The 24,230-nt window shown below is 67.5% G+C and carries 22 protein-coding genes; 18 read left to right on the forward strand and 4 right to left on the reverse strand.

Translation table 11 applies throughout. From position 1 onward, the window contains the following. Positions 1-30 precede the first annotated feature (30 nt). Genes VHR41_06285 through VHR41_06295 form a run of 3 tightly spaced genes read left to right on the forward strand, consistent with a single transcriptional unit; the run spans position 31 to position 2,434 of the window. Entirely contained in the window at positions 31-774 is a 744-nt protein-coding gene (locus tag VHR41_06285; protein HEX3233785.1) for a hypothetical protein, read from the forward strand. Then, positions 771-1,259 carry a hypothetical protein gene (locus VHR41_06290; GenBank protein HEX3233786.1) on the forward strand — a complete coding sequence of 163 codons (489 nt, stop codon included), beginning with the start codon at positions 771-773 and terminating at the stop codon, positions 1,257-1,259. The genes VHR41_06285 and VHR41_06290 overlap by 4 nt, the downstream gene beginning before the upstream one ends. 32 nt (positions 1,260-1,291) lie before the next feature. Continuing rightward, positions 1,292-2,434: a hypothetical protein gene (locus tag VHR41_06295; GenBank protein ID HEX3233787.1), complete on the forward strand. Its 1,143-nt coding sequence runs from the start codon at positions 1,292-1,294 to the stop codon at positions 2,432-2,434. 7 nt (positions 2,435-2,441) lie between these two features. On the opposite strand, the gene VHR41_06300 is transcribed toward VHR41_06295, so the two are convergent. From VHR41_06300 to dcd, 4 genes are read right to left on the reverse strand one after another with little or no spacing between them, the layout of a single operon-like run. Beyond that, positions 2,442-4,409: a M1 family metallopeptidase gene (locus tag VHR41_06300; protein ID HEX3233788.1), complete on the reverse strand. Its 1,968-nt coding sequence runs from the start codon at positions 4,407-4,409 to the stop codon at positions 2,442-2,444. A 41-nt stretch (positions 4,410-4,450) separates the two neighbouring features. After that, positions 4,451-5,911 carry a CHAD domain-containing protein gene (locus tag VHR41_06305; GenBank protein HEX3233789.1) on the reverse strand — a complete coding sequence of 487 codons (1,461 nt, stop codon included), beginning with the start codon at positions 5,909-5,911 and terminating at the stop codon, positions 4,451-4,453. Positions 5,912-5,942: 31 nt separating this feature from the next. After that, a complete protein-coding gene (locus VHR41_06310; protein HEX3233790.1) occupies positions 5,943-7,982 on the reverse strand; it encodes a M1 family metallopeptidase in 2,040 nt (679 codons plus the stop codon). 43 nt (positions 7,983-8,025) lie between these two features. Continuing rightward, positions 8,026-8,604, reverse strand: a complete 579-nt coding sequence (dcd, locus tag VHR41_06315; GenBank protein ID HEX3233791.1) for a dCTP deaminase — start codon at positions 8,602-8,604, stop codon at positions 8,026-8,028. A 165-nt stretch (positions 8,605-8,769) separates the two neighbouring features. On the opposite strand from dcd, the gene ndhC reads away from it, so the two are divergent. Genes ndhC through VHR41_06390 form a run of 15 tightly spaced genes read left to right on the forward strand, consistent with a single transcriptional unit; the run spans position 8,770 to position 24,228 of the window. Further along, positions 8,770-9,135, forward strand: a complete 366-nt coding sequence (ndhC, locus tag VHR41_06320; protein HEX3233792.1) for an NADH-quinone oxidoreductase subunit A — start codon at positions 8,770-8,772, stop codon at positions 9,133-9,135. Next, positions 9,126-9,755: an NADH-quinone oxidoreductase subunit NuoB gene (gene nuoB / locus VHR41_06325; protein ID HEX3233793.1), complete on the forward strand. Its 630-nt coding sequence runs from the start codon at positions 9,126-9,128 to the stop codon at positions 9,753-9,755. Before ndhC ends, nuoB begins: the two co-directional genes overlap by 10 nt. Positions 9,756-9,804: 49 nt before the next feature. After that, positions 9,805-10,422, forward strand: coding sequence for an NADH-quinone oxidoreductase subunit C (locus VHR41_06330; protein ID HEX3233794.1), 618 nt, complete (start codon positions 9,805-9,807; stop codon positions 10,420-10,422). Continuing rightward, positions 10,419-11,711 (forward strand): NADH dehydrogenase (quinone) subunit D, encoded by a 1,293-nt coding sequence (gene nuoD, locus VHR41_06335; GenBank protein HEX3233795.1) that lies wholly within the window; start codon positions 10,419-10,421, stop codon positions 11,709-11,711. Before VHR41_06330 ends, nuoD begins: the two co-directional genes overlap by 4 nt. Then, on the forward strand, positions 11,708-12,235 hold the full coding sequence (locus tag VHR41_06340) for an NAD(P)H-dependent oxidoreductase subunit E (GenBank protein ID HEX3233796.1): 528 nt from the start codon (positions 11,708-11,710) through the stop codon (positions 12,233-12,235). The genes nuoD and VHR41_06340 overlap by 4 nt, the downstream gene beginning before the upstream one ends. Beyond that, entirely contained in the window at positions 12,235-13,542 is a 1,308-nt protein-coding gene (gene nuoF, locus VHR41_06345) for an NADH-quinone oxidoreductase subunit NuoF (GenBank protein HEX3233797.1), read from the forward strand. Before VHR41_06340 ends, nuoF begins: the two co-directional genes overlap by 1 nt. 5 nt (positions 13,543-13,547) lie before the next feature. After that, complete coding sequence (locus VHR41_06350; protein HEX3233798.1) at positions 13,548-15,143, forward strand: molybdopterin-dependent oxidoreductase; 1,596 nt, start codon at positions 13,548-13,550, stop codon at positions 15,141-15,143. Continuing rightward, positions 15,140-16,438 carry a complex I subunit 1 family protein gene (locus VHR41_06355; GenBank protein HEX3233799.1) on the forward strand — a complete coding sequence of 433 codons (1,299 nt, stop codon included), beginning with the start codon at positions 15,140-15,142 and terminating at the stop codon, positions 16,436-16,438. Before VHR41_06350 ends, VHR41_06355 begins: the two co-directional genes overlap by 4 nt. Beyond that, positions 16,438-16,944 carry an NADH-quinone oxidoreductase subunit I gene (locus VHR41_06360; GenBank protein HEX3233800.1) on the forward strand — a complete coding sequence of 169 codons (507 nt, stop codon included), beginning with the start codon at positions 16,438-16,440 and terminating at the stop codon, positions 16,942-16,944. Before VHR41_06355 ends, VHR41_06360 begins: the two co-directional genes overlap by 1 nt. Next, positions 16,945-17,502 carry an NADH-quinone oxidoreductase subunit J gene (locus VHR41_06365; GenBank protein HEX3233801.1) on the forward strand — a complete coding sequence of 186 codons (558 nt, stop codon included), beginning with the start codon at positions 16,945-16,947 and terminating at the stop codon, positions 17,500-17,502. It begins immediately after the preceding gene. Then, positions 17,502-17,798, forward strand: coding sequence for an NADH-quinone oxidoreductase subunit NuoK (gene nuoK / locus VHR41_06370; protein ID HEX3233802.1), 297 nt, complete (start codon positions 17,502-17,504; stop codon positions 17,796-17,798). Before VHR41_06365 ends, nuoK begins: the two co-directional genes overlap by 1 nt. After that, positions 17,798-19,771, forward strand: coding sequence for an NADH-quinone oxidoreductase subunit L (gene nuoL / locus VHR41_06375; protein ID HEX3233803.1), 1,974 nt, complete (start codon positions 17,798-17,800; stop codon positions 19,769-19,771). Before nuoK ends, nuoL begins: the two co-directional genes overlap by 1 nt. Before the next feature lie 7 nt (positions 19,772-19,778). Beyond that, a complete protein-coding gene (locus VHR41_06380) occupies positions 19,779-21,350 on the forward strand; it encodes an NADH-quinone oxidoreductase subunit M (protein ID HEX3233804.1) in 1,572 nt (523 codons plus the stop codon). Then, positions 21,347-22,849 (forward strand): NADH-quinone oxidoreductase subunit N, encoded by a 1,503-nt coding sequence (locus VHR41_06385; protein ID HEX3233805.1) that lies wholly within the window; start codon positions 21,347-21,349, stop codon positions 22,847-22,849. The genes VHR41_06380 and VHR41_06385 overlap by 4 nt, the downstream gene beginning before the upstream one ends. Before the next feature lie 8 nt (positions 22,850-22,857). Continuing rightward, the gene (locus VHR41_06390; GenBank protein HEX3233806.1) at positions 22,858-24,228 is read left to right on the forward strand and encodes a phosphomannomutase/phosphoglucomutase; all 1,371 of its coding nucleotides are present in this window, start codon (positions 22,858-22,860) and stop codon (positions 24,226-24,228) included. Positions 24,229-24,230 lie beyond the last annotated feature (2 nt).

Genomic DNA, 24,230 nt, shown 5'->3' on the forward strand with positions numbered 1-24,230 from the left:
AGGACCCGGCACCTGGCGGGGTCCTCCCTCGTGCTTCTGGGCGCGGCACTGCTCCGGCCGCACTCGCTCGGCGCGCAGTCCGGTGCGCAGTCCGGCGTGTGGGCAGGTATCGGGGCGCAGGCAGTCGCCGCCTGGGAGTGGGCCGACCCGGTGCCGGGCGGAGGCTCGGTGGGTGAGATCCGGCTGGTGCAGCCGGCGGTCCACCTGCACGCAGGTGCGCTCAACCGCTTTCGGCTCCTGGCGATGGTCAATCTCGAAGGGTTGACGATACCGAACGGCGAGCTCGCCCCGGGCGACTGGGGCGAAGGGTTCGTCGACCGCCGGCATCCCCACACCTACGTCCACGAGGTGATCCTCGCGGCCGATGACCTGCTCGGCCGGATGGATGGTGATGTTCGGGCGTCGGTCAGTCTGGGCAAGGGATTCGCGCCCTTCGGCACCGATGATCCGATGGTCCGGCCGTTCGTCCGCTATCCGGTGAACCACCACCTTTCGCAGATACTCGAGCGCGCGGTGGCGATCGCGGGGGTACGGACCCGCACGGTGGCGGGCGAGCTGGGCCTGTTCAACGGCGACGAGCCGGAACGACCGGGGCAATGGCCACGGGTGGGTCACCGGTTCGGGGACTCCTGGTCGGCGCGGCTCACGTTCTTCCCTCTCGAGCGCCTGGAGGTGCAGGGCTCTCACGCGCAGGTGCATTCGCCCGAGCACCGGCCGGGATCCGTGCCGACCAGTCCAAGTGGAGTCTGTCTGCCCGGTGGTTCGGTCCGGTGAGCGGACGGCCGCTCTACGCGATGGTGGAATGGGCGCGCACCTCCGAAGCGGGCGGCTTCTTCGTCTTCCACTCTTTGCTGGCCGAAGGTGCATGGACGTTGGGGCGCCATCGTCTCCAGTACCGAGTCGAACGCAGCGAGCGTCCGGAGGAGGAGCGGGTCTCCGCCTTTCGGACGCTCCGCCCGCAGATCGAGAACGCCGTGCTCGGAATCACCCGCTGGACCGTACAGACGCTGGGCTATGAGGTCACCGCGCTCCGAACTCGCGAGGTGGGCGTGCGGCCGCTGGTGGAACTCTCGTACGGCAGGATCGCCAAGGTGGGTGGCGGCCTCTTCGACGTCCGCGGCTTGTATGGTCAGAGTACGTGCTGGTCGCTGACCCTGGGCGTGCGGCTGGGCCAGCCGCCGCACCGCATGGGGCGCTACGGTGCGCTCGAGGAGTCGGGCGTGAGGGGGGAGCATGCGCCCGGCGGGCACGCCCAGTGATGATGGGTTTCCCGATCGCACGGCGAGGAAGCGTGGCAGCGGCCCTGCTGGGCATTCTCGCCTGCGGGGGCGGGAATGATGGCGGCCTCGACCAGAACGGCAGCGCGCTCCAGGTTCGGGATGGCGGCGACAACGTACCCGACCGGTACACCTCAGATCTCTGGGTCCATGGGGCGTACGCCTACACCGGCACCTGGGGCGCCCCTCCCGATCAGCAGCCCGGGGACGTGATCAAGATCTGGTCTCTCGATGCCTCCGGCGCGCCGACCCTGGCAGACTCGCTCAAGATCCCGTCGATCCGCACGGTCAGCGACGTGCAAGTGAGCGCTGATGGCGCGCTGCTGGTGTTCAGCACCGAGCGGGGCGCCAACGCCGGCTTGTACGTGTACGGGCTGGCGGACCCCCTGCAGCCGGTGCTCCAAGACAGCGCGCTGGTGGCCGAAGGGATCCACACGGCTACGGTGGCCGATATCGCGGGCGGACGCTACGTCTTCGCCGCCAAGAACCCCAAGAACCCCGCGCTGCTGATCTACGATATCAGTACGCCGGCGGCCATCAGTCTCGCGGCCTCGGTGCCGATCCCTCCGCTCTACGGGATTCACGACACCTACGTGCGTGACGGCCTCGCCTTCGTGTTCGCCTGGAACAGCGGGGTCATCATCTACGACGTGGGCAACGGCATGCTCGGCGGGTCGCCGCGGCAGCCGAAGGAGGTGAGCCGCGTCGTCCCTGACGACGACGGCGTCGCTGGCGGAGTGGCGACACACAACGGGTGGTGGTTCCACAACCCGGTGAGCGGAGAGAACCGATATCTCTTCGTCGGACAGGAGGGCGCGCAAGTGCTTGGTGCGAAGTCGAGCGGAGATATCCACGTGATCGATGTCCAGGATCTGTTCCATCCCAGGGAGGTGGCCTTCTTCCATCTGGACGGGGCCGGCACTCACAATTTCTGGATGGACGAGCAGCGCCAGATCCTCTACGCGGCGTACTACAACGCCGGCGTCGTGGCACTCGATGTGTCCGGCCTCCTGGCCGGGGATCTGGCCGGCCGACTGATCGGCCGGGTCGAGCCAGGCGGCCCGGGAGATACGTACACCTGGGGCGTGCAGCTCCAGGGACACTCGCTCTACGCCAGCGACATGCTGAGCGGTCTCTGGCAGCTTCAGGCGCCGTAGCTCAGGTCTACCGGCCGGCCGGCTGCTTGGCGGTTGCCGCCCACCTGTTGTTCCCCCGTTCTACGTCCGGATACCAGCTGTCCGGGTCGATCACGACACTGGTGACGCTTCGGGAACCGGGGACAAGGAGCGCATACCGGTCCCCCGCATACCATACCTCTACCGGTAGGGAGACGCGCCGAATGGTGCCGTCATCCAAGGTGAGTGCCAGCTCGACCGGCATCGGCATGCTGCCGGCGTTGCGCAGGTACACGCGGGAGAAGCCGCCGGCGGAGTCGGAGCGGGCCACCGAGTCGACCGCCTGGTCGAGCTGGTCGGTGGTGTAGAACCAGGAGCGCCAGAACCAGCTCAGGTCCTCTCCCAGGCCGTCCTCCATGGTGCGAAAGAAGTCTGCCGGCGTGGGGTGCTTGTAAGCCCAGCGACGGATGTACTCCTGGAACACGGGGTCGAATCGCTCGGGTGAGGTGATGTGCTCCCGCAGGAGCACCAGCCCGACGGCCGGCTTGTTGTAGAGACCCTGGCGCCAGTTCTCGGTGGTCCGCATGCGGTCGGCCGGCGTCATGATCGGCTGCTCGTTCCCCGACTTGGCATTCTTGATATAGGTCTCGGGCACACCGCGCGCGGTGGGAAGCGGCGTGTTGGGGAACTGCATGGGGAAGTTGTAGTGGTTGATGAAACTGTTGAACCCTTCGTCCATCCAGCCATAGAGCCGCTCGTTGCTTCCCACGACCATGGGGAACCAGGTATGCCCGAATTCGTGGTCGGTCACGCTGTACAACGCCACCGGGTCGGTGCGATTGTGGCAGAAGACGATCATCGGGTACTCCATCCCGCCTTCGATCCCGTTGACGTTGCTGGCCACCGGGTAGGGGAACCTGAGCCACTTCTCGGAATAGTGCTCGATCGCCGCCTTGGCATACGCCGTGGCGTGGCTCCAGATCGAGTCGGCCGAGGGAGGGTAGAAGCTCATCGCCAGCGTTTTCCCGCCGTTTACCCCGACCGCGTCCCAGATGAAGTGCCGAGCCGCCGCCCAGGCGAAATCGCGGACGCTGTCGGCCGTGAAATGCCAGGTGAGCGTGCCGCGGGTAGTCGGCGGGCGGGATGACGCGTCGCCGATCTCGTCCTTGCCGCGGATGACCACCGTTTCGCTGGAGGTACGCGCGCGGGCGAGACGGGCGCGTTGCGCCGCGGTGAGCACCTCATCCGGATTCTGCAGCACACCGGTAGCGGCGACCAGCATGTCGGTCGGCACCGTGAGACTCACGTCGAAGCTGCCGTACTCCAGGTAGAACTCACCCTGGCCCAGGTACTGCTCGGTGTTCCAGCCCCGGACGTCGTCGTACACGGCCAGCCGGGGATACCATTGCGCCACCTCGTACACCGTGCTCCCGTCGATCTCCTCCGTGCCCATCCGGTTGCCGTTGGGTCCGAAGGGAAACGACCAGGCAAGCTCCAGCGCCTGCTTGCCACCGGGGGGGAGCGGCCGGGCGAGGTCGATCCTCATCATCGTCCCGTTCACCGTGTATTGCAGCGGCGTGGCCGGCCGGCCCGGCTTCCCCTTGACGGGAGGCGCTGCCGGCTCGGCCACCCGGGTCAAGGTGACACTGACCTGCGCGCCTTTGGATCCGAACCTCGGATCCTGTCCGAACACGAAGAAGCCGCGGCTGTGATCGTTGAAGAGATTCTGGTCCAGCTGGAGCCAGACGTATCGCAGCGTGTCGGGCGAGTTGTTGCCGTAGGTGATCCGCTCCTCGCCGCTCACCGATTTGCCGGCCGTATCGAGACTGGCCTTGATCACGTAGGTGAGCCGCTGCTGCCAGTACCCCGGGCCGGGGGCACCGCTCCCGGTCCGGACCGCAGTCGGGGTGGGAAGCTGAAGCCGGTCGAAGGGCGAGGCCGCGGGTGAGGGGGATCGCTGGGCGAGCAGCGGCGTGGCCCCGAGACAAAGCAGGAGCAAGGGAAAGCGGACGGACATGGAGACCTGGGATCGGAGTGGATGGGGCAGGGACGACTCGACTACCGGGCCAGCGCCCGGTTGCTGTACTCCCGCTCGCCGGTCACTTCGCGGACCACATACGGCTCCAGCCACTCGGGCAAGGGCAAAGCGGGCTCCTCACCAGCAAGCTGAACCTGAGCCAGCACCAGATCGCGATCGAGGAACTGCTCGATGCCCCAGGTCAGGCCGTAGTCGGGCACCTCGTGCCGTCGCTTGACCACCCGTCGCCCCTGGGTGAGCGGCCAGACGTCTTCGAAAAGACCACGCGCAGTGGCTTCCTCCACCTCGTCACCGCTCGGACCGGTGCCGGGCTTGACCGTCCGGTAGCGCACTTCCAGACGATCATCACGCCAGCGCCGCATCCGTTCCACCAGCCGTGTGCCGGGGAGCCAGCCCTGCTCGATCTCTATGGTCGGCATCTGGCGCGCCGTGGTGGGCACCTGGCGCAGCACGAACTTCCGCTCGATCTCCGCGACGCAGGAGGGACGGTGGGCGATCCGCTTGCCCAGCGCGGTGACTTCCTCGAAGAAGGACCCCGCGGCGCCGTCGAGCCACTCGGCCTCGAGCCGAGCGAAGGCGCGCTCCTCGCGCGCTCTCAGGCGGCGGATGAGTGTCAGCAGCCCGGGACGCGGGTCCTCGCCCGCGTCATCGGCAATGCCGTCACCTTTGGCTGCCATGCGCACCGCCCGCGACAGCCGCCGCGCGTGCTCCTCTCCCGCGCCCAGCAGCGCCGCCGCGAGGTCGGCCTGGAGCGTCTGGCTGTCGTGCAGCTCGCCCAGGTGATCCTGCAGGGTTCGAAGCCGCTCGATCAGCGGCTCGACCCCGTGCACTTCATCCCGGATCGGCTCCAGCAGATAGCGCAGCCGCTTGGCCGCCAGCCGGGCCCGATGGGACTGCCGCTCGTCCTCGATCGATCCGATCTCCGCCAGCCGCCACTCCAGGTCGCCGCCGAACTTCCGGATCCGACTGCCCAGCACCGCCGCAGCCTCGTGCCGCCGCCGCGCGGGATCGCGCTCGATCCGCATCCGGTACACCTCGAGCCGGCGCCGCAGCCGGGGCTCCAGCTTCCTGAACCGGGTGTCCACATTCCGGAAGACGGCTCGATCGGCCCGGCGCCGGCGCGCCTCGAGGCGCCCGAGGTGCCAGCGCAGCCCGGCGCGCTGGCGCGCAGTCAGATCGCCTTCCTGTTGGCGGTCCCAGGTCAGGTGCACCTCGAGATCCCGGCTCCTCGTGGTGACCCGCGCCAGCCGGCGCAACTGCCGGCGAATGCGCGACGACACGCTGCCGTCGATCTCCGGCCGATAGGCCTGGAGACAGGCCACCAGGCGCCGCATGGCAACCCGGAAATCGTGGAGCGCCTGGGGGTCGGAGGGGTCCGCCAGGCGGCCGGCGGCGATGGCGGCACGATCGAGAAGCGACAGCGCGATGAGCCGCGCCGCCTCCTCCGCGGGCAAGTCGAGCAGGTACTCGGGGAGCGGCACGCGACGATCCTCAGGGGTGACCTCGATCAAGTCACGGGGTCGAGGTGGCCGGCGCAGAGCTCCAGCCGTCATTGGCCGGAACGACATCCGGAAAGGCGCCATCGGGGTTGACTCGGGCAGTCACAATCTGCTTTCCGGGATTGTACCTGTACAGATAGCGGTTGCCTCCGTACCAGATCTCTACCGGCAGCTTGACCAGACTATCGGTGCCGTCCGCGTATCCGATCCGCAGCTCGACCGGCATGACGGCGGAGCCGAGGCTCCGGATCACCACTTCGGCGCCGCTGTCCGGCGCCTGATGCACCGTCTCGACCGACTGGTCCAGCGCCGCTGTAGTAAAGAAGAACCCGCGCCAGAACCAGGAGAGATCCCGGCCGGAGACCTGGTCGATGGTGCGGAAGAAATCGGCGGGCTGCGGGTGCTTGAGAGCCCAGCGCCGGGTGTACTCCCGAAAGGCGGTGTCGAACACCTCCGGCCCCAGCACCTTGTTCCGGAGCGCCAGCAGCATGATGGAGGGCTTCACGTACGCCAGGCTGCCGAGATTCTGATCGTTGCGGTAGCGGTTGGCGGGCGTCATGATCGGCTGGGCGGTCGGGGTCTGGTCCAGCGTGGTCACGAACCGGGCTTCGCCCCGGCGGATCTGGGTGTCATCCCGCTTCCAGTAGTCCTCTTCCGAGAAGGTGTTCATGAAGGTGTTGAAACCCTCGTCCATCCAGGCGTACCGCCGCTCGTCGGAGCCCACCATCATGGGGAACCACATGTGGCCGATCTCGTGGGTGATGACGTTGTAGAGGTCGGGGCCGTCGTCGCCCTTTGCCTCCATCGCCATCATGGGGTACTCCATGCCGCTCACCGGCCCCTCGACCGCGGATATCTGGGGATAGAGGTAGCGGAACCAGCGGGTGCTGTATTCCAGGATGGAGTACCGGCTCATCTTCGCGGCATCCTTCCAGGTGTCCACGGCGGAGGGCCGATAGTACGCCTGAGCGAGGACGCCGTCCCAGCCGGACGCATCCCAGAGGAACTCGGGTGAGGCCGCCCAGGCCACATCGCGCACGTGCTCGGCCCGGAAGCGCCAGGTCTGGGTGCCGTCAGTGCGAGGACGGGCGGCGCCCGAGCTCAACTCCTCCGCGGTCACGATGGCGATGGTGCTGTCCGACTTGACGGCGCTCGCCAGGCGTCCGCGCTCGGCTGCGGTGAGCACCTCGGTGGGGTTCTGCAGGGTGCCGCTCCCCGCCACGATGTAGCCTGCGGGGACGGTGACGTCGTAATCGATGTCGCCGTACTCGAGATAGAACTCACCCTGGCCCAAGTAGGGATCGGTGTTCCAGCCGTGCACATCGTCGTACACCGCCATCCTCGGGTACCACTGGGCAATCTCGTACAGGCTGCCATCCCGACCCATCCGGTCGGCCCCGTGCTCCGGAATGTTGAAGCCGTAAACCAGATCCAGCACCGTGCTGCCGCCGGGAGCGATTGGCGTGGCCAGCTCGAGGTACATCATGGTATCGTCGACCCGCCATTTGAGCGGGACGCTGTGCGGGTCCGCCGGGGAGGGGGAGGCGGTCCGCCGCCGGCCCGATCGGGCCGGAGCCGGTTTGACCGGCAGCGAGCTCTGGGTGATGCTCTCGATCTCGAACCCACCCTGGAATCCTGCTCCGCCGAACCGGCTTTCCTGCTCGAACAGGAGCGAGCCCACGCTCCCCGGCCGGAACAGGTTCTGGTCCACCTGCATCCAGACGAAGCGGAGCGTGTCGGGGGAGTGATTGGTATAGCGCACCTGCTCGGTGCCGGAGACCCGCTTGGCGGCGGTGTCGAGCACCACCTTCAGCGTGTAATCCACCGTCTGCTGCCAGTACTGAGGTCCCGGGGAGCCGTCTGGATTGCGCGTGTCGGTGGGCTCGGGGAGCGGCAACGGGCTGAAGATGCCGGTGTCCGCCACCGGTGGCTTGAGCGCCGGCACCAGGGTGACCGGCCTCGACGGCTGGGTTGGCGCGGGTGCGCCGCCACCGGGTTGCTGGGCGGCCAGCCGCGGGGCCAGGAACAGGGTCACCAACAGGGGGATTCGCATTCTGGTCCTGAAGGGCATGAGGGCAGCGGCGGGCGGGCTCGGGTTAGAGTTTCGGCAGGGTGACGCCCAGCTGCCGCTGGTACTTGCCGGCCTTGTCGGCGTAGCTGGTCTCGCACACATCGTCCACATCGGCCTCGAAGAAGAGCACCTGGCAGATGCCCTCGTTGGCGTAGATCCGGGCGGGAAGGGGGGTAGTGTTGGAGATCTCCAGCGTGACATGCCCTTCCCACTCGGGCTCGAAGGGGGTCACGTTGGTGATGATCCCGCAGCGGGCGTAGGTGCTCTTGCCCACGCAAATGGTGAGCGCCTCCCGGGGGATGCGGAAGTACTCCACCGAGCGCGCCAGGGCAAAGCTGTTGGGAGGCACGATGCAAATGTCCCCTTCGAACTCCACGAAGCTCTTGGAGTCGAAGTCCTTCGGGTCGACCACGGCGCTGAGGACGTTGGTGAAGATCTTGAACTCCGGCGCCACCCGCATGTCGTAGCCGTAGCTGGACAGGCCATAGGAGATGACCCGCCGGCCCCGCCCGTCGACCTGGCGGACCTGGCTGTCCACGAATGGGTCGATCATGCCGCGCTCCAGCGCCATGCGTCGGATCCACCGGTCGGACTTGATGGACATCGGGCCTCGTGCGGGGGGAAACGGGGTCGCGGCCGACGGTCGGCTGGCGCCCGCCAGCGCGGGAACGGCGAGGAATATAGCGGGTCCGAGCGCGGGTTGAATTGACTTTCTAAGTCGGTTACCTTGCGGCGGATAAGTGAAAAAATTCACGAAAGCCGGAGCGCCATGCTTCAGCCGTACATTCCCATCCTGCTTCTGATCGCGTTCGTCATCCTCAACGCCGTCCTGATGCTGGGCGTCTCCCACGTCCTGTCCACCTTCCGCCGCACCCCCACCAAGATCGCACCCTACGAGTCGGGCATGCCGGTCCTGGGGGACGCGCGGGAGCGGTTTTCCGTCAAGTTCTATATGGTCGCGATGCTGTTCATCATCTTCGACATCGAGACCGTGTTCATGATCCCGTGGGCCGTGGCGTTTCGCCAGATGGACGAGATCGCCGGCCTGCTAATCATCGAGATGCTCGTCTTCATCGTCATTCTGGCGGTGGGGTACGTCTACATATGGAAGCGTGGAGCGTTGCAATGGGATTGACCAATCCCGCCACCGAATATGAGGGCGCCGATGTCACGTCGGTCTCCTCGATGTCGCCCAACTGGGTCACCACCAAGCTCGATTTCCTGACCAACTGGGCCCGGGCCAACTCGCTCTGGCCGATGCCGTTTGGCACCGCCTGCTGCGCCATCGAGTTCATGGCCACCGCCGCCAGCCGGTTCGACCTGGCCCGTTTCGGCATGGAGCGGATGAGCTTCTCGCCCCGGCAGGCGGACGTGCTCATCTGCGCCGGCCGGCTCCCCTTCAAGCTGGCCCCGGTGATTCGCCGCATCTGGGACCAGATGCCCCAGCCCAAGTGGTCGATTTCGATGGGTGCCTGCGCCTCGACCGGTGGCATCTTCGACAACTACTCGATGGTGCAGGGGATCGATACCATCATCCCGGTGGACGTCTACGTGCCCGGGTGTCCGCCGCGCCCCGAAGGCCTGCTCTACGGCATCCTGCTCCTGCAGAAGAAGATCAAGGGCGAGACCATCGCCGACGACATGCTCCGGGAGGAGCACGAGGTGGGTCCCTCGGGACTCTTCCTGCCGGCCGACCGGGTGGACGAGCTCTCGGAGCCGTTCGGCAACTCGGTGCACCAGACGCGCTCGGCATGAGGTCCCGGCGCCGCGCTGCGGCGGCCCTGCGCGGGCCGGAGCGGCAGCTGTGAGCACGGTCTCCCCGTCGGTGGCCGCGCTGAGGGAAGCATTCGGCACCGGCATCGAGCGGAGTCTGGTCTCCTGCGGCGATACCGTCGTGTATGTGGCCCGGGAGCGAGCCCACGACGTTCTCACGTGGCTCAAGGGCACCCCGGCGCAGAACTTCGACTATCTGACCGACGTGACCGCGGTGGACTATCGCGATCCGGAGCGGCCCATCGAGCTGGTCTATCAGCTCCGCTCGCTGCCCCGTCGGGCCGATCTGCGGGTCAAGGTGGCGCTCGACAAACGTGCGCCGCTCGAGGTCCGCTCGGTCTACGATCTCTGGCGTGGCGCCGACTGGCTGGAGCGCGAGGTCTACGACATGTTTGGCATCGTCTTCACCGGGCATCCCGACCTGCGCCGCATTCTCATGTGGGAGACCTACGCGGAGGGATACCCGCTGCGGAAGGACTTCCCCCTCCGGGGCCATTTCAGCCGGGCCGAGCAGACCCGACAGGCGCTCGCCGCCAACCCCGAGGCCCACTACTCCCTGGAAGAGCTGTCGATCGCCGAGGCCTATGACGAGCTCCCCGCCGACATGCGGGAGCGGCTGGCCCGGGGCGAGCGAGGGTTCCTGAAATGAGCCTGCGTACCATCGAGATGGCCCTGGCCACGCCGGGTCTGGATCCGGAGGGACGGCCCACGCGCGTGCCGCTCCGCGCCGGCCAGGGCCCGGAGCACTACGACGAGGACTTCGGCGCCGAGCGCATGCTGGTCAACATCGGCCCCCAGCACCCGGCCACGCACGGGGTGCTCCGGCTGGTAATCGAGCTCGAAGGGGAGTCGGTCAAGCGCTGTATCCCCCACGTCGGCTATCTCCACTCCGGCTTCGAGAAGCTGGGCGAGTACCGCCACTACAATCAGATCATCCCCCTCACCGACCGCACCGACTACCTCTCTCCCATGGCCAACAACGTCGGTCTGGCGCTGGCCGCGGAGAAGTTGATGGGCATCGAGGTGCCGGAGCGGTGCCGGGTGCTCCGGGTGATCGCCTGCGAGATGAGCCGGATCATCTCCCACCTGGTGTGGCTCGGCACTACCGGGATCGATCTCGGCGCCTACACCCCGTTCCTCTGGTCGTTCCAGGAGCGGGAGCGGATCTACAACCTGCAGGAGCAGTGGACCGGTGCGCGGCTCACCACCAGTCTGACTCGGGTGGGCGGCATGATGGCCGACATTCCCGACGGCTGGGAGGCGGGGCTGCGCGAGTTCACCCGCACCTTCCCGGCCACCCTCCGGGAGGTGGACACCATGTTCACCCGGAACGGCATCTGGATCGGGCGAACCCAGGGCGTGGGCGCGTTGACGGCGGAGGAAGCCACCAACTACTCCCTTTCCGGTCCGATGCTGCGCGCCAGCGGGGTGGATTACGACGTCCGGAAGGACCGGCCGTATCTGGATTATGAGACCTACGACTTCGACGTGCCGGTAGGCGAGCACGGCGACGTCTACGACCGCTACCGGATCCGGCTGGAAGAAATGTCCCAGTCCAACCGCATCCTGGAGCAGGCGCTCGACCGGCTGGAGAAGCTCAGGGGTGCGCCGATCAACGTGGCCGATCCCCGCGTGATCCTTCCGCCCAAGTCCCGCGCCATGAGCGACATGGAGGCGATGATCTTCCACTTCAAGCAGGTGATGGAAGGGGTGAAGCCGCCGGCGGGCGAGGCGTACCTGGGGATCGAGAATCCCAAGGGCGAGCTGGGCTACTACTTCGTCTCCGACGGGACCGCCAAGCCGGTCCGCTGGCGCATCCGGCCGCCGTCGTTCATCAATCTCGCGAGCCTTCCCAAGATGTGCCAAGGCGCGCTGCTCTCCGACGTCATCGCCATCAACGCCAGCGTGGACATCGTGATGGGAGAGGTCGACCGATGAGCATGCAGTCCGCGGGGTCCCATGGCGCCGGCACCGAGACGGAGCCGTACCAGCCCGTGTTCGTCGGAGCCAACCGCGAGAAGCTCGACGCGCTCCTGGCCAAATACCCGACCAAACAAGCGTGTCTGCTGCCGGCCCTCTGGATCGTGCAGGAGACGCGGGGCTGGATCAGCGAGCGGGCGATCGGGGAGGTCGCCGAGGTGCTCGACATCACGCCGGCCTACGTCAAGGGCGTGGTCACATTCTACACCATGTACCACACCCATCCGGTCGGCCGGCACTTCATCCAGGTCTGCACCACGACGCCGTGCAACATCTGCGGGGCGGAGGACGTGGTGAAGGCGCTGCTCGAGGCCACCCGGTGCGGCGAGCTCGGGGCCACCAGTCCCGACGGGCGCTTCACGGTCATCGAGGTCGAGTGTCTCGGCGCCTGCGGCTTCGCCACCCCGATCCTGGTCGACGACGACTTCATCGAGAGCGTCACGCCGGACAACGTCCCCGGCATCGTGCAGAGGTATCGGTAATGGGCTTCCCGCATCCGATCCATCCCAAGGAGAACCCGGTCCTCTCCCGCCATTTCGGCGAGGCCGAGGCGCGCAGCTTCGACGGCTGGGAGAAGCGCGGCGGGTACCAGGGGCTGCGGCAGGCGTTGGGCATGACGCGTGAGGCCATTGTCGAGCAGGTGAAGGCCTCCGGGCTCCGCGGCCGCGGGGGCGCCGGCTTTCCCACCGGCCTCAAGTGGTCGTTCATGCCCAAGGAGGTCACCCGGCCGCACTACCTGCTCTGCAACGCCGACGAATCCGAGCCTGGCACGTTCAAGGACCGGGAGATCATGCGGTGGACCCCGCATGCGCTCATCGAAGGGTGTGCCATCGCGGCCTACGCCATCGGCGCCGAGCGCTGCTACATCTACATCCGGGGCGAGTTCACCGAGCCGCTCGCGGTCATGGGCGCGGCCATAGAGGAGGCCTACGCCAAGGGAGCGCTCGGGGCCAACGTGTTCGGCAGCGGCAAGCGGATCGACATGGTGATCCACCGCGGGGCGGGCGCCTACATCTGCGGCGAAGAGACCGCGATGATGAACTCGCTCGAGGGGAAGCGGGGCAACCCGCGCATCAAGCCGCCGTTTCCGGCGGTGGCGGGCGTCTTCGGGATGCCAACCACGATCAACAACGTGGAGACCCTTGCGGCGGTGCCCCACATCATGGTGCGCGGCGCCGAGTGGTACAAGGGTCTCTGTCTGAGCAATCCTAAGAGCACCGGCACCAAGCTGATCTCGATCTGCGGACACGTGCAGCGCCCGGGCAACTACGAAGTCACCATGGGCACGCCGGTGAGGGAGATCCTCTATGACATGGCCGGCGGCCCCCTGCCCGGACGGACGTTCAAGGCGGTCATCCCGGGCGGCTCCTCGGTGCCCATCATGACCACCCAGGAGGCCGAGGAGGCGCTGTTCGACTATGAGGGCATCGTCGCCAAGGGGTCGATGCTTGGCTCGGCCGGGATGATCGTCATGGACGACACCACCGACATGGTCTACCAGATCTGCCGGCTGGCGCGATTCTACGCCCACGAGTCCTGCGCCCAGTGCACCCAGTGCCGGGAAGGCACCGCCTGGACCACCCGGATCCTCGAGCGGATCCTCTCGGGCAAGGGCAAGCAGGAGGACTTTCAGCTCCTGCTGGACCTGTCGGAGAACATGACGGGGAAGACCATCTGCGTGCTGAGCGACTCGTGCGCGGCGCCGGTGGTGAGCGGGATCCACAAGTTCCGCTCCGAGTTCGACGCATACATCGCCGGGGCGCGCGAGCCGGCGATGGCGGCGGTGTGAAGCCGATGCCTGACGAACTGGTCAACGTCACGATCGAGGGGCAGCCCCTCAGCGTGCCCAAGGGCACCACCATCATCGAGGCGGCCAAGCAGGCCGGCATCCTGGTGCCGCACTACTGCTATCATCCGTCCCTGCCGTCGCCGGCGGTGTGCCGGATGTGTCTCGTGGAGGTGGAGAAGGCGCCCAAGCTGCAGCCGGCCTGCGTGACCGCGGTCATGGAAGGCCAGGTGGTGCACGTCAACAGCGAGAACGCGAAGAAGGCCCGCGAGAGCGTGCTCGAGTTCCTGCTGATCAACCATCCGCTCGACTGCCCCATCTGCGACCAGGCCGGCGAGTGTGAGCTGCAGGACTATGTGTTCCAGGAGGGCCGCGCCCGCACCCGCTACGCGGAGTTCGCCAAGCGCTACAATCCGGTGGAGGACTTCGGACCCGACATTCTCTACGTGCCCAACCGGTGCATCCTCTGCACCCGGTGCGTGCGGTTCATGGAGGACGTGGCGGACACCGCCGTGCTCAACGTGTCCGAGCGGGGCGACCGCGCCTACATCGGGATCAGCGCGGAGCAGAAGCTGGATCACCCCTGGGCCGGCAACGTGGTCGACCTCTGCCCGGTGGGCTCGCTCCTCTCCAAGGACTTCCTGCACAAGGCGCGGGCCTGGGATCTCGACAAGACGGCGAGCGTGTGTCCCGGATGCACCCAAGGGTGCAACATCTCGATCGATACCCGGGATGACGTCGTGGTGCGGATCCGGCCCCGGCCCAATCTCGAGGTGAACCGCCACTTCATCTGCGACTACGGACGCAGCAACTACCGCTGGATGAACCGGGGCGACCGGATCGAAGCACCGCTGGTGCGGGACGGAGGCCGCCACGTCGCCACCGACTGGGACACCGCCCTCACGCGGTTGGATCAGCTGGTGCGGGGCGCCTCGGGCAAGGCCGTGATCCTGGCTTCTGGGCGGGCCTCGACCGAGTCGCTCGGGCTGCTGCGCCGCCTGCTGGAGCGGTTCGAGGTCGTCGCCGCGGTGCAGGTTCCCCTGGGCGACGAGGCCCCACTCGCGGGGATCCCCAACCTGGCGCTCCGGCGGGAGCGTGCGCCCAATCTGGCCGGGGCCGAGCTGCTGGGGTACACGCCCCGGTGGGAGGCCGCGACGCGGGAGGCGCTGGGCGCGGCACTGGTGGTCGTGCTCGATCCGGATCTCTCCCCGGCCGACGAGGCCGCGCTCACCGCCGCTTCCGGCGCCGTGGTGGTCCTGGGCACGGTGGCTGCGGAAGCGTTCCAGCGCGCTGAGCTGGTGCTGCCGGTGACCAACATGGCGGAGGAGAACGGCACCTATGTGAACCGGGACGGCCGGGTCCAGCGGTTCGAGCAGGCCAAATCCCAGCCCGGAATGGCGCGCCCCGCCTGGTGGATCGCGGGCGAGGTGCTGGCCGGACCCGGGCCGAGCCCGACGGCGCCATCGACCGCGGCGGAGGCGTTCGAGTTGCTTGGAGAGCGCTGGCCCGCCTTCGCGGGCCTGAGCCACGCGTCGCTCGGCTTCACCGGACGAGTCGTGGCCGGAGCGGCCAGGCGAGAGACCGCCGGGAGTGCCGTGGGATGACACCGGAGCTCAAGGGGTTCCTCTTCCTCAGCGTCATCAAGATGCTGGCGGTCTTCACGGTGATCATGGTCGGTGTGGCGCTGCTGACCCTGATGGAGCGGAAGGTCAGCGCCTGGATGCAGAACCGCCGGGGCCCCAACCGGGTCGGCTGGGCGGGACTGCTCCAGCCCGCGGCCGACGGCGTGAAGAACATCCTCAAGGAAGAGACCTACCCGGCGTTGGCCAACCGCTGGCTGTTCCTGCTCGCGCCGGCGATGTCGTTCGTGCCGGCGCTGCTGCTTTCGGGGGTGATCCCGTTCGCCGCGCCCATACCGATCGACTTCGACGTGACCGTCGGGTTCAGCTTCTTCGGCCTCTTCCCGGTCGACCTGGGGCGCTGGGTCCATCACGGGCTCATGCCGATGGTGGTGGCGGACCTTCCCATCGGCTTCCTGTTCGTGCTGGCCATCAGCTCGATGGGGGTCTACGGGGTGGCCCTGGCGGGCTGGTCGTCCAACAGCAAGTACGCGCTGCTTGGCGGTCTCCGAGCGAGTGCGCAAATGGTCTCCTATGAGGTGGCGATGGGCCTGAGCCTCATCCCGGTCCTCCTCCTCTCCGGCAACGTGAGCTTCTCCGCCATCATCGCCGACCAGCAGGCGGGGCTCTGGTACGTGCTGCCGCTCTTCCTCTCCTTCTTCATCTTTCTGGTCTCCGGCTTCGCCGAGACCAACCGGCTGCCGTTCGACCTGCCGGAGGCGGAGTCGGAGCTGATCGCCGGGTACCACACCGAGTACAGCGCGATGAAGTTCTCCTTCTTCTTCATCGCCGAGTACGCCAACGTGGTGACGGTCTGCGCCATGGTCACGACGCTCTTCTTCGGCGGGTGGTCGATTCCGTTCGTCGCGGTCGGTCCGGACCATCCCGGCGCGCTGCTGACGCTGGCGCCGGGCCTGCTCGCCACCCTGCTCACCGGTCTCGCCTTCTTCCTCAAGCTGATGTTCTGGATCTTCTTCATCATGTGGATCCGGTGGACCCTGCCGCGCTTCCGCTACGACCAGCTCATGGCCCTGGGCTGGAAGGTGCTCATGCCGCTGGCGCTGGCGTACATCATGGTGGTGTGCACCGCGATCTATGTACTGGAGCATCGGCTGGGGGTTGCCGGGCCGAAGCAGGAGGCACTGGCGCTCTTCGGCATCAACCTGGTACTGATGGTGCTGGTATTCGGGGTGCTGGACAGCGGCGTGTTCATCCGCGGGTCGGGACGGCAGCGGGCAACCCTCGAGGCGCGCGCCGAGCGCGCGACGGTGACGAGCTGATGGCCATCGGCGTCAAGGTGCTCAAGCGTCCCGACCGGAACGTGAGCTACGTGCGGGCCACTCTCAAAGGAATGGCGCTCACCTTCAAGCACATGTTCGAGCCCAAGGTGACGATGCAGTACCCGGAGCAGAAGAGCACCACCGACTGGAGCATCTCCCAGCGGTGGCGCGGCACCCACCGGATGCTCACCGACGAGCAGGGCCGCTCCAAGTGCGTCGCCTGCGGCCTCTGTCCCCAGGTCTGTCCGGCCAACTGCATCAAGCTGGTGCCGGGCGAGGACGAGCAGGGCGACCGCTACCCGCTGATCTACGAGATCGACGAGTTCCGCTGCATCTTCTGCGGCTACTGCCAGGAGGTCTGCCCGGAGGAGGCGATCCACGTCGGGGTGCATTTCGAGAACGCGGAGTACGACCGGGGACGCTTCGTCTACGACCTGGAGCGGCTCTCCTCCCAGACCCACGCCGTCTCGACGCTCTGGGATCCGGCCGATCCAAAGGGTGAGTAGATGACCACCGGGGTGTTCTACTTCTTCGCGACGCTGGCCGTGGTGTCGGCGTGTCTCTGCATCCTGCAGCGGAACCCGGTGGCTGCGGCGCTCTGGCTGGTGTCCACCATGTTCTCGCTGGCCGCCATCTACGTCCTGCTGGACGCCCAGTTCATCGCGGCCATCCAGGTGCTGGTCTACGCCGGCGCCGTCATGGTACTCTTCCTCTTCGTCATCATGCTGCTCAACCTGGGGCACCCCAGCTCCGATCTGCGGGGTCCGCCCGGGGTGGCCGCCACGGTGGTGCTCGCCGGTCTCCTCGGTATCGAGCTCCTCACGCTCTGGCGCTATTCGCCCCGCCGGCTCGCCGCCGAGCTGGCGCAGTCGCCCGCGTTCGCCGATCCGCGCACCGCGTTCGCCGCCGGAGAGCTGGCGCGGCAGGAGACGGTCACCCGTGGAGTCGTGGGCGGCATCGCGGCGCCGCTGTTCCAGACCTACCTGGTGCCCTTCGAGATCACCTCGATCCTGCTGCTCGCGGCCATCGTGGGCGCCGTCGTGCTGGCCAAGCGGAAGGTGTGATGCTGCTCGGACCCGCGCTGGGACTGTCCGCCATTCTGTTCAGCCTCGGGGTGGCCGGCGTGCTCCTCCGGCGCAACGCCATCGTGCTGTTCATGTGCGTCGAGCTCATGCTCAACGCGGTCAACCTGACCTTCGTGGCCTTCGCGCAGCTCTATGGCGCGAGCGGCTACATCATCGTCTTCTTCGTCATGACCGTCGCGGCCGCCGAGGCGGCAGTCGGGCTCGCCATCATCCTCGCCATCTTCCGGCACAAGCAGTCGGTCGATCTCCAGAACATCAACCTCCTGCAGGGGTGATGACCATCTCCCATCTGGTGTGGCTCGCCGTCGCGTTCCCGCTCGCGGGATTCCTGGTGAACGGCGCGCTCGCCCTGTGGCGCCCGCAGGCCAAGGCGATGGTGTCGGTGGTGGGCGCCGGCACCTTGATTGCGGCCTTCGTGGTGGCGGCCGGGGTGTTCCTGGAGCTGCTGCGCCAGCCGCCGGAAGCTCCGCTCATCGTCAGCTTGTGGCAGTGGATGCCGGTGGGGCGGCTGCAGGTGGATCTGGCGTTCCAGGTGGATCAGCTCTCCAGCGTCATGCTGCTGGTGGTGACCGGCGTGGGTAGCCTGATCCATCTGTTCAGCATCGGTTACATGGGGGAGGATCCGGGGTACGCCCGCTACTTCTCGTATCTCAACCTGTTCGTCGTCTTCATGCTGGTCCTGGTCCTCGGCTCCAGCTTCCCGGTGCTGTTCATCGGGTGGGAAGGCGTCGGCCTCTGCTCCTATCTGCTGATCGGCTTCTGGTTCAGCGAGAAGGCCAACGCGGACGCCGGCAAGAAGGCGTTCATCATGAACCGGATCGGGGACTTCGGCTTCCTGGTCGCGATGTTCTTCCTGTGGCGGTCGTTCGGGAGCCTCGACTTTACCGACGTGCTGACCCGGGCGCCCACGGTGCTGACGCAGGGCGGGGCGCTGGTCACCGCCATCACCCTGTTTCTCTTCCTCGGCTGCACCGGCAAGTCCGCTCAGATCCCGCTGTACACCTGGCTGCCCGATGCCATGGCCGGCCCCACGCCCGTCTCCGCCCTGATCCATGCGGCCACCATGGTGACGGCAGGCGTCTATCTGGTGGCCCGCACCAACGTGCTGTTCGCCATGGCGCCGCTCAGCAGCACGGTGGTGGCCGGCATCGGCGCGCTCACCGCACTCTTCGCGGCCACGATCGGGCTCCGGCAATACGACATCAAGCGAGTCCTGGCGTACTCCACCGTGTCTCAGCTGGGCTACATGTTTCTTGGCGTGGGCACGGGGGCGTACGTCTCGGGGATCTTCCACCTGGTCACCCACGCCTTCTTCAAGGCCCTCCTCTTCCTCGGCAGCGGCAGCGTGATCCACGCGATGCATCACGCCTATCACGCCACCCACTCGCACGAGGACGCCCAGGACATGCGCAACATGGGCGGCCTCAAGGACTACCTGCCGGTCACCTTCTGGCTGATGCTGATCGCCACGCTGGCGATCGCGGGGATTCCGCCGTTCTCCGGGTTCTTCTCCAAAGACGAGATCCTGGCCGCGGCGTTTGCCCGGGGCGGGGAATACCCGCTGTTCTACCTGTTCTACGCCATGGGGGTGGTCGCTGCCTTCCTGACCGCGTTCTACATGGCGCGGCTCATGGCCATGACCTTTTTCGGAGAGAACCGCACCGGCGAGCGCGAGCGGGGGCACCTGCACGAAGCGCCCTGGATCATGACCGGGCCGCTACTGGTGCTCGGCGTCCTGAGCGCGGTAGGCGGCGCCCTCAACCTGCCGGCGTTCCTCGGCGGGCACGCCGCCCTGGAGCGCTGGCTCGAGCCGGTCATGGCACGCGGCGTCGCCCTGTTCGGGCTCACGATGCCCCACGGCCGGCTGGAGCTCTTCCTGGTCGGCGGCGCCGTCCTGGTGGGGGCCGTGGGGCTGGTGGCCGGCTTCCGCGCCACGCTGGGCCGTCGCATCCTCGCCGCCAATGTCGCTCCGGCCGATCGAGGGCTGGCACTGCTGCTCAACCGCAAGTACTACATCGACGAGCTGTACGAGCGAGTGGTGGTTCGGCCCGTGGTCTGGCTGTCTCGGGTCGTGCTCTGGAAAGGCGTGGATCAGGGCGTGGTCGACGGCGCCGCGGTCAACGGCACCGCCCGGCTGAGCCGGGGCCTCGGCTGGCTGGGAAGCCGGCTGCAGACCGGGCAGGTCGGGATCTACGTGGTGCTCTTCCTCGTCGGCGCGCTGTGGGTGCTGCGCGCCATGGCCAGGTGACGGTCCGATGAGCCAGTTTCTCGAGTCCATCTCCTACGGTCAGTGGATCCTCCACGCCCTCGTCCTGCTCCCGCTGATCGGCGTCCTCCCGGTGCTGCTGGGGGGAGAGGCCGCCGCCAAATGGACCGCCCTGGTCGTCACCACCCTCGAGTTCCTCCTCTCGCTCGGGCTCTGGTGGGCGCTCGATCCGGGCAGCGGGAACCTGCAGCTGGTGAGTGCCGCGCCCTGGATCCCGAGCTGGGGTATCACCTATCGGGTCGGGATCGATGGGATCTCCCTGGTCATGGTCCTCCTCACCACAGCGCTCATGCCGTTGAGCGTGCTTGCGAGCTGGCGCTACATCACCCGGCGGGAGCGCGGCTTCTACGCCCTCATGTTGGTCCTGCTCACCGGCATGGTTGGGGTGTTCATCGCACTCGACCTGTTCCTCTTCTACATCTATTTCGAGGTAATGCTCATCCCGATGTACTTCATCATCGGGATCTGGGGCGGAACCAACCGGCTCTACGCCGCGATCAAGTTCTTCATCTACACCATGGCCGGCTCGCTGCTCATGCTGGTGGCCATCCTGGTGATGGTCTGGAAAATCCAGACGGCCACCGGGACGCTCTCGTTCGGGTACGAGCATCTCCTGGAGAACGCCTCCGCGCTGGGGCGGGCGGCACCCTGGCTCTTCGCCGCGTTCGCCGTGGCCTTTGCCATCAAGGTGCCGATCTTCCCCTTCCACACCTGGCTTCCCGACGCGCACGTGGAGGCGCCGACCGCCGGCAGCGTCCTGCTGGCCAGCGTGATGCTCAAGATCGGGACCTACGGCTTCCTCCGCTTCGGGGTGCCATTCTTTCCCCAGGTCGCGCTGAGCCCGGCGGTGAGCAGCCTGATGGTGACGCTGGCCGTGATCGGCATCGTGTACGGCGCGCTGGTGGCGATGGTCCAGCCCGACGTCAAGAAGCTGGTGGCGTATTCCTCGGTGAGCCACATGGGCTTCGTGATGCTGGGGATCTGGGGACTCACGCTGCAGAGCGTACAGGGGGCGCTGATGGTGATGATCAGCCACGGCCTCTCGACCGGCGCGCTCTTCCTCCTCATCGGGATGCTCTACGAGCGGCGCCACACCCGGCTGATCGAGGACTACGGCGGCATCGCGCGAGTGGTGCCGGTGTTCAGTCTGATTCTCACCGTGGTGGCGCTCTCCTCCATCGGGCTCCCCGGGCTCAACGGCTTCGTGGGTGAGTTCCTCGTCCTGCTGGGGAGCTTCACCGCCTTTCCCTGGGCCACCGGGATCGCCACCACCGGTGTGATCTTCGCCGCGGCCTATCTGCTCTGGGCGCTCCAGCGGATGATCTTCAACCGCCTCGACGACCGGGAGAACGAGCACCTGTCCGACCTCTCGGGCCGGGAGCTGGCCGTCCTGCTGCCGATCCTGGTGGGCATCGTCTGGCTGGGACTGTATCCCGCGCCGGTGCTGCGGCGGACCGAGACCGCCAGCCGGCAGTACCTCGACGCGGCTCTGTCGCGCACCGCCCGGGCGCCGACCGCGATGCTGCCAGCCGGCGTGAGCGAGCCCGGAGCGGCCCGATGATACGACTCGATCTGAGTACCCCCTGGGGCATCACGGTCGGACTCCTGCCCGAGATTCTGCTCTCCTTCTGGGCGCTGATCGTCCTGTTGGTCCTGAGCTGGCGTCACCAGACCGCGGCCGACAGCCGGCTCGCCGGATGGCTCAGCTTCGTGGGTGTGGTGGTGAGCGCCGCCGGACTGGCGGCACTCTGGGGCAACGACGCCCAGGCCGATGGCCTGGCCCAGATGGTGGCTCTGGATCCCTACCGCTACGCCGCCGAAGCCGTTGCCCTCATCTCCGCGGGCGGGACGATCCTGCTGTCGCTTGGCTACCTCGAGCGCGAGCGGCTGCTGGCGCCGGAGTATTACCCGCTGGTGCTGTTGGCCACGGCCGGCATGATGTTTCTGGCGGGCGCCGAAGACCTCATCGTCCTTTTCCTTGGCCTCGAGGTCATGTCGGTGGCGGTCTATGCTCTGGCGGGCTTCAGCCGCGCCAGCCCTTTCTCCTCCGAGGCCGCGCTCAAGTATTTCCTGATCGGGGCCTTTGCCTCGGGATTCCTGCTCTACGGCATCGCGCTGACGTATGGCGCCACCGGGACGACCAATCTCTCCCTCATCGGGGCGCAGCTCTCCAGCGGCCACCTGCCGCTCATCGCCGCGCTGGGCCTGGGCCTGCTGCTGATCGGGTTCGGCTTCAAGACCGCCTCGGTGCCGTTCCACATGTGGGCGCCGGACGTCTATGACGGGTCGCCCACCCCGGTCACCGGCTTCATGGCGACCGGGGTGAAGGCCGCCGCCTTCGCCGCGCTGGTGCGGGTGCTGATGGAGGGGTTCGCCTCCGCCGTGAGTCTCTGGCAACCGGTGATCGCCGCCATGGCGATCGCCACGATGGTCGTCGGCAATCTGGTCGCGCTGTCGCAGCGGTCGCTCAAGCGGATGCTGGCCTACAGCTCGATCGCGCACGCGGGATACCTGCTGGTGGGCGTCTGGCCGGGCTCCTTCGTGGGCGCGGGGTCGGTGCTGCTCTACCTGCTGGCGTACTCGCTGGCGACGCTCGCGAGCTTCGGCTTCCTGGCGGTCCTGGGGCGGAACGGCGAGCGCGACGTGACCTACGACGACCTTGCCGGTCTTGCGGCCACCCGGCCGGCCATCGCCTTCGGGCTCAGCGTCTGCATGCTCTCCCTGCTGGGCTTTCCCGGCACCTTCGGCTTCATCGGCAAGTGGTACATCCTCTCCGCGGTGGTGGCGCGGGGGCACTATATCCTTCCGGTGATCCTGGTGCTGACCAGCGTGATCTCGGCGGGCTACTACCTCCCGGTGATCATGGGCATGTACATGCGGCCGTCGCCCGGGCCCGAGCGCTACCAGAGCGTGCGACTCTCGCCGGCGGCCGCCGGTACGGTGCTGGTCTCGGTGGTCGTCGTCATCGTGCTCGGGTTCTGGCCCGGAGGGCTGCTCGACGTGGCCGGCCAGAGCGCGGCACGGCTCACCCAGACTGGGCTGCCGTTCGCCGGACGATGACTGACCGGATGAACGTACCCAAGTCGATCTTCCGACAGTACGACGTCCGTGGGATCGTGGGGACCGAGCTCACCCCCGAGCTGGCGCGCGGCGTGGGGCGGGCCTTCACGACCGTAGCCTGGGACCGGGCCGGCCAGGCGCCGGTCATTGCGGTGGGCCGGGACAATCGGCCATCCGGCGCCATGCTGGCGGAGGGGATCCGGCTCGGTGTGGCGGATGCCGGCGGCACCGCGCTGGATGTCGGCACGCTTCCCACGCCCGCGCTCTACTTCGCGGTGTCGGCGCTCCGGAGCACCGGGGGCGTGCAGGTCACCGGCTCCCATAATCCTCCCGAATTCAACGGCTTCAAGCTGGTCCTCGGGGCCGATCCATTTCACGGCGAAGAGATCCTCGACCTGTGGGAGCGAATCGTCACCGAGCGCTGGCGCACCGGAGCCGGCCGCCAGTCCAGCGACGCCTCGGTGCTGGGCCGCTACCGCGACGGGATCCTCGACCGGCATCGGCTCCTCCGGCGGGTGAAGGTCGTGGTCGACTGCGGCAACGGGGCGGGGAGCCTGGTGGCGGTCTCCACGCTGGAGGCTCTGGGCGCGGAGGTCATCCCGCTCTTCTGCGAGTCGGACGGTAGCTTCCCCAACCATCATCCCGATCCCACCATCCCTGAGAACCTGCGCGACCTTCAGGCTGCGGTGCGGCGCACCGGCGCGGAGCTGGGGATCGCGTTCGACGGCGACGCCGACCGGATCGGCGCAGTGGACGAGACGGGCCGCATCATCTACGGCGACCAGCTGCTGATCATCCTCGGCCGCGACGCGGTGGCCCGGTTCGGTCCGGGAACCCCGGTGATCTTCGACGTGAAGTGCTCGGAAGTGCTGCCGGCCGCGCTGACTGCCGCCGGGGCGCAACCGGTCATGTGGAAGACAGGTCATTCGCTCATCAAGGCCAAGATGAAGGAGCTGCAGGCGCCGCTGGCGGGGGAGATGAGCGGGCACATGTTCTTCGGCGGCGATTACCTGGGCTTCGACGACGCGCTCTTCGCGGCGGCCCGCCTGCTGGAGATCGTGAGCCGCCAGCCGTTCGGACTCGCCCCGCTGCTGGCCGATCTGCCGCAGACCTTCGCCACGCCCGAGATCCGGGTCGACGCGCCCGAGGACCAGAAGTTCGCCATCGTGGAGCGAGCCGCGGCGTCGTTTGCCGCGCGCTATCCCGCCAACACCATCGACGGGGTCCGTATCACCTTTCCCAAGGGCTGGGGCCTGCTCCGCGCTTCGAACACCCAGCCGATCCTGGTGCTTCGCTTCGAGGCCACCGACCCGCTGGCCCTGGACGCCTACCGCGGTGAAGTCGTGAGCTGGCTGGCCGCGCAGGGCGTGCGCGCCTAACC

The sequence above is a fragment of the Gemmatimonadales bacterium genome, assembly GCA_036265815.1.
Taxonomy (GTDB): Bacteria; Gemmatimonadota; Gemmatimonadetes; order Gemmatimonadales; family GWC2-71-9; genus CAVVWJ01.

Excerpts from the sequence above, each read along its gene's own strand:
- VHR41_06385 (HEX3233805.1), top strand. The coding sequence starts at position 21,347 with ATGATACGACTCGATCTGAGTACCCCCTGGGGCATCACGGTCGGACTC.
- ndhC (HEX3233792.1), top strand. The coding sequence starts at position 8,770 with ATGCTTCAGCCGTACATTCCCATCCTGCTTCTGATCGCGTTCGTCATC.
- nuoK (HEX3233802.1), top strand. The coding sequence starts at position 17,502 with ATGCTGCTCGGACCCGCGCTGGGACTGTCCGCCATTCTGTTCAGCCTC.
- VHR41_06310 (HEX3233790.1), bottom strand. The coding sequence starts at position 7,982 with ATGCGAATCCCCCTGTTGGTGACCCTGTTCCTGGCCCCGCGGCTGGCC.
- VHR41_06360 (HEX3233800.1), top strand. The coding sequence starts at position 16,438 with ATGGCCATCGGCGTCAAGGTGCTCAAGCGTCCCGACCGGAACGTGAGC.
- VHR41_06390 (HEX3233806.1), top strand. The coding sequence starts at position 22,858 with ATGAACGTACCCAAGTCGATCTTCCGACAGTACGACGTCCGTGGGATC.
- VHR41_06340 (HEX3233796.1), top strand. The coding sequence starts at position 11,708 with ATGAGCATGCAGTCCGCGGGGTCCCATGGCGCCGGCACCGAGACGGAG.
- VHR41_06355 (HEX3233799.1), top strand. The coding sequence starts at position 15,140 with ATGACACCGGAGCTCAAGGGGTTCCTCTTCCTCAGCGTCATCAAGATG.
- nuoF (HEX3233797.1), top strand. The coding sequence starts at position 12,235 with ATGGGCTTCCCGCATCCGATCCATCCCAAGGAGAACCCGGTCCTCTCC.
- nuoD (HEX3233795.1), top strand. The coding sequence starts at position 10,419 with ATGAGCCTGCGTACCATCGAGATGGCCCTGGCCACGCCGGGTCTGGAT.
- dcd (HEX3233791.1), bottom strand. The coding sequence starts at position 8,604 with ATGTCCATCAAGTCCGACCGGTGGATCCGACGCATGGCGCTGGAGCGC.
- nuoL (HEX3233803.1), top strand. The coding sequence starts at position 17,798 with ATGACCATCTCCCATCTGGTGTGGCTCGCCGTCGCGTTCCCGCTCGCG.
- VHR41_06350 (HEX3233798.1), top strand. The coding sequence starts at position 13,548 with ATGCCTGACGAACTGGTCAACGTCACGATCGAGGGGCAGCCCCTCAGC.
- VHR41_06300 (HEX3233788.1), bottom strand. The coding sequence starts at position 4,409 with ATGTCCGTCCGCTTTCCCTTGCTCCTGCTTTGTCTCGGGGCCACGCCG.
- VHR41_06365 (HEX3233801.1), top strand. The coding sequence starts at position 16,945 with ATGACCACCGGGGTGTTCTACTTCTTCGCGACGCTGGCCGTGGTGTCG.
- VHR41_06380 (HEX3233804.1), top strand. The coding sequence starts at position 19,779 with ATGAGCCAGTTTCTCGAGTCCATCTCCTACGGTCAGTGGATCCTCCAC.
- nuoB (HEX3233793.1), top strand. The coding sequence starts at position 9,126 with ATGGGATTGACCAATCCCGCCACCGAATATGAGGGCGCCGATGTCACG.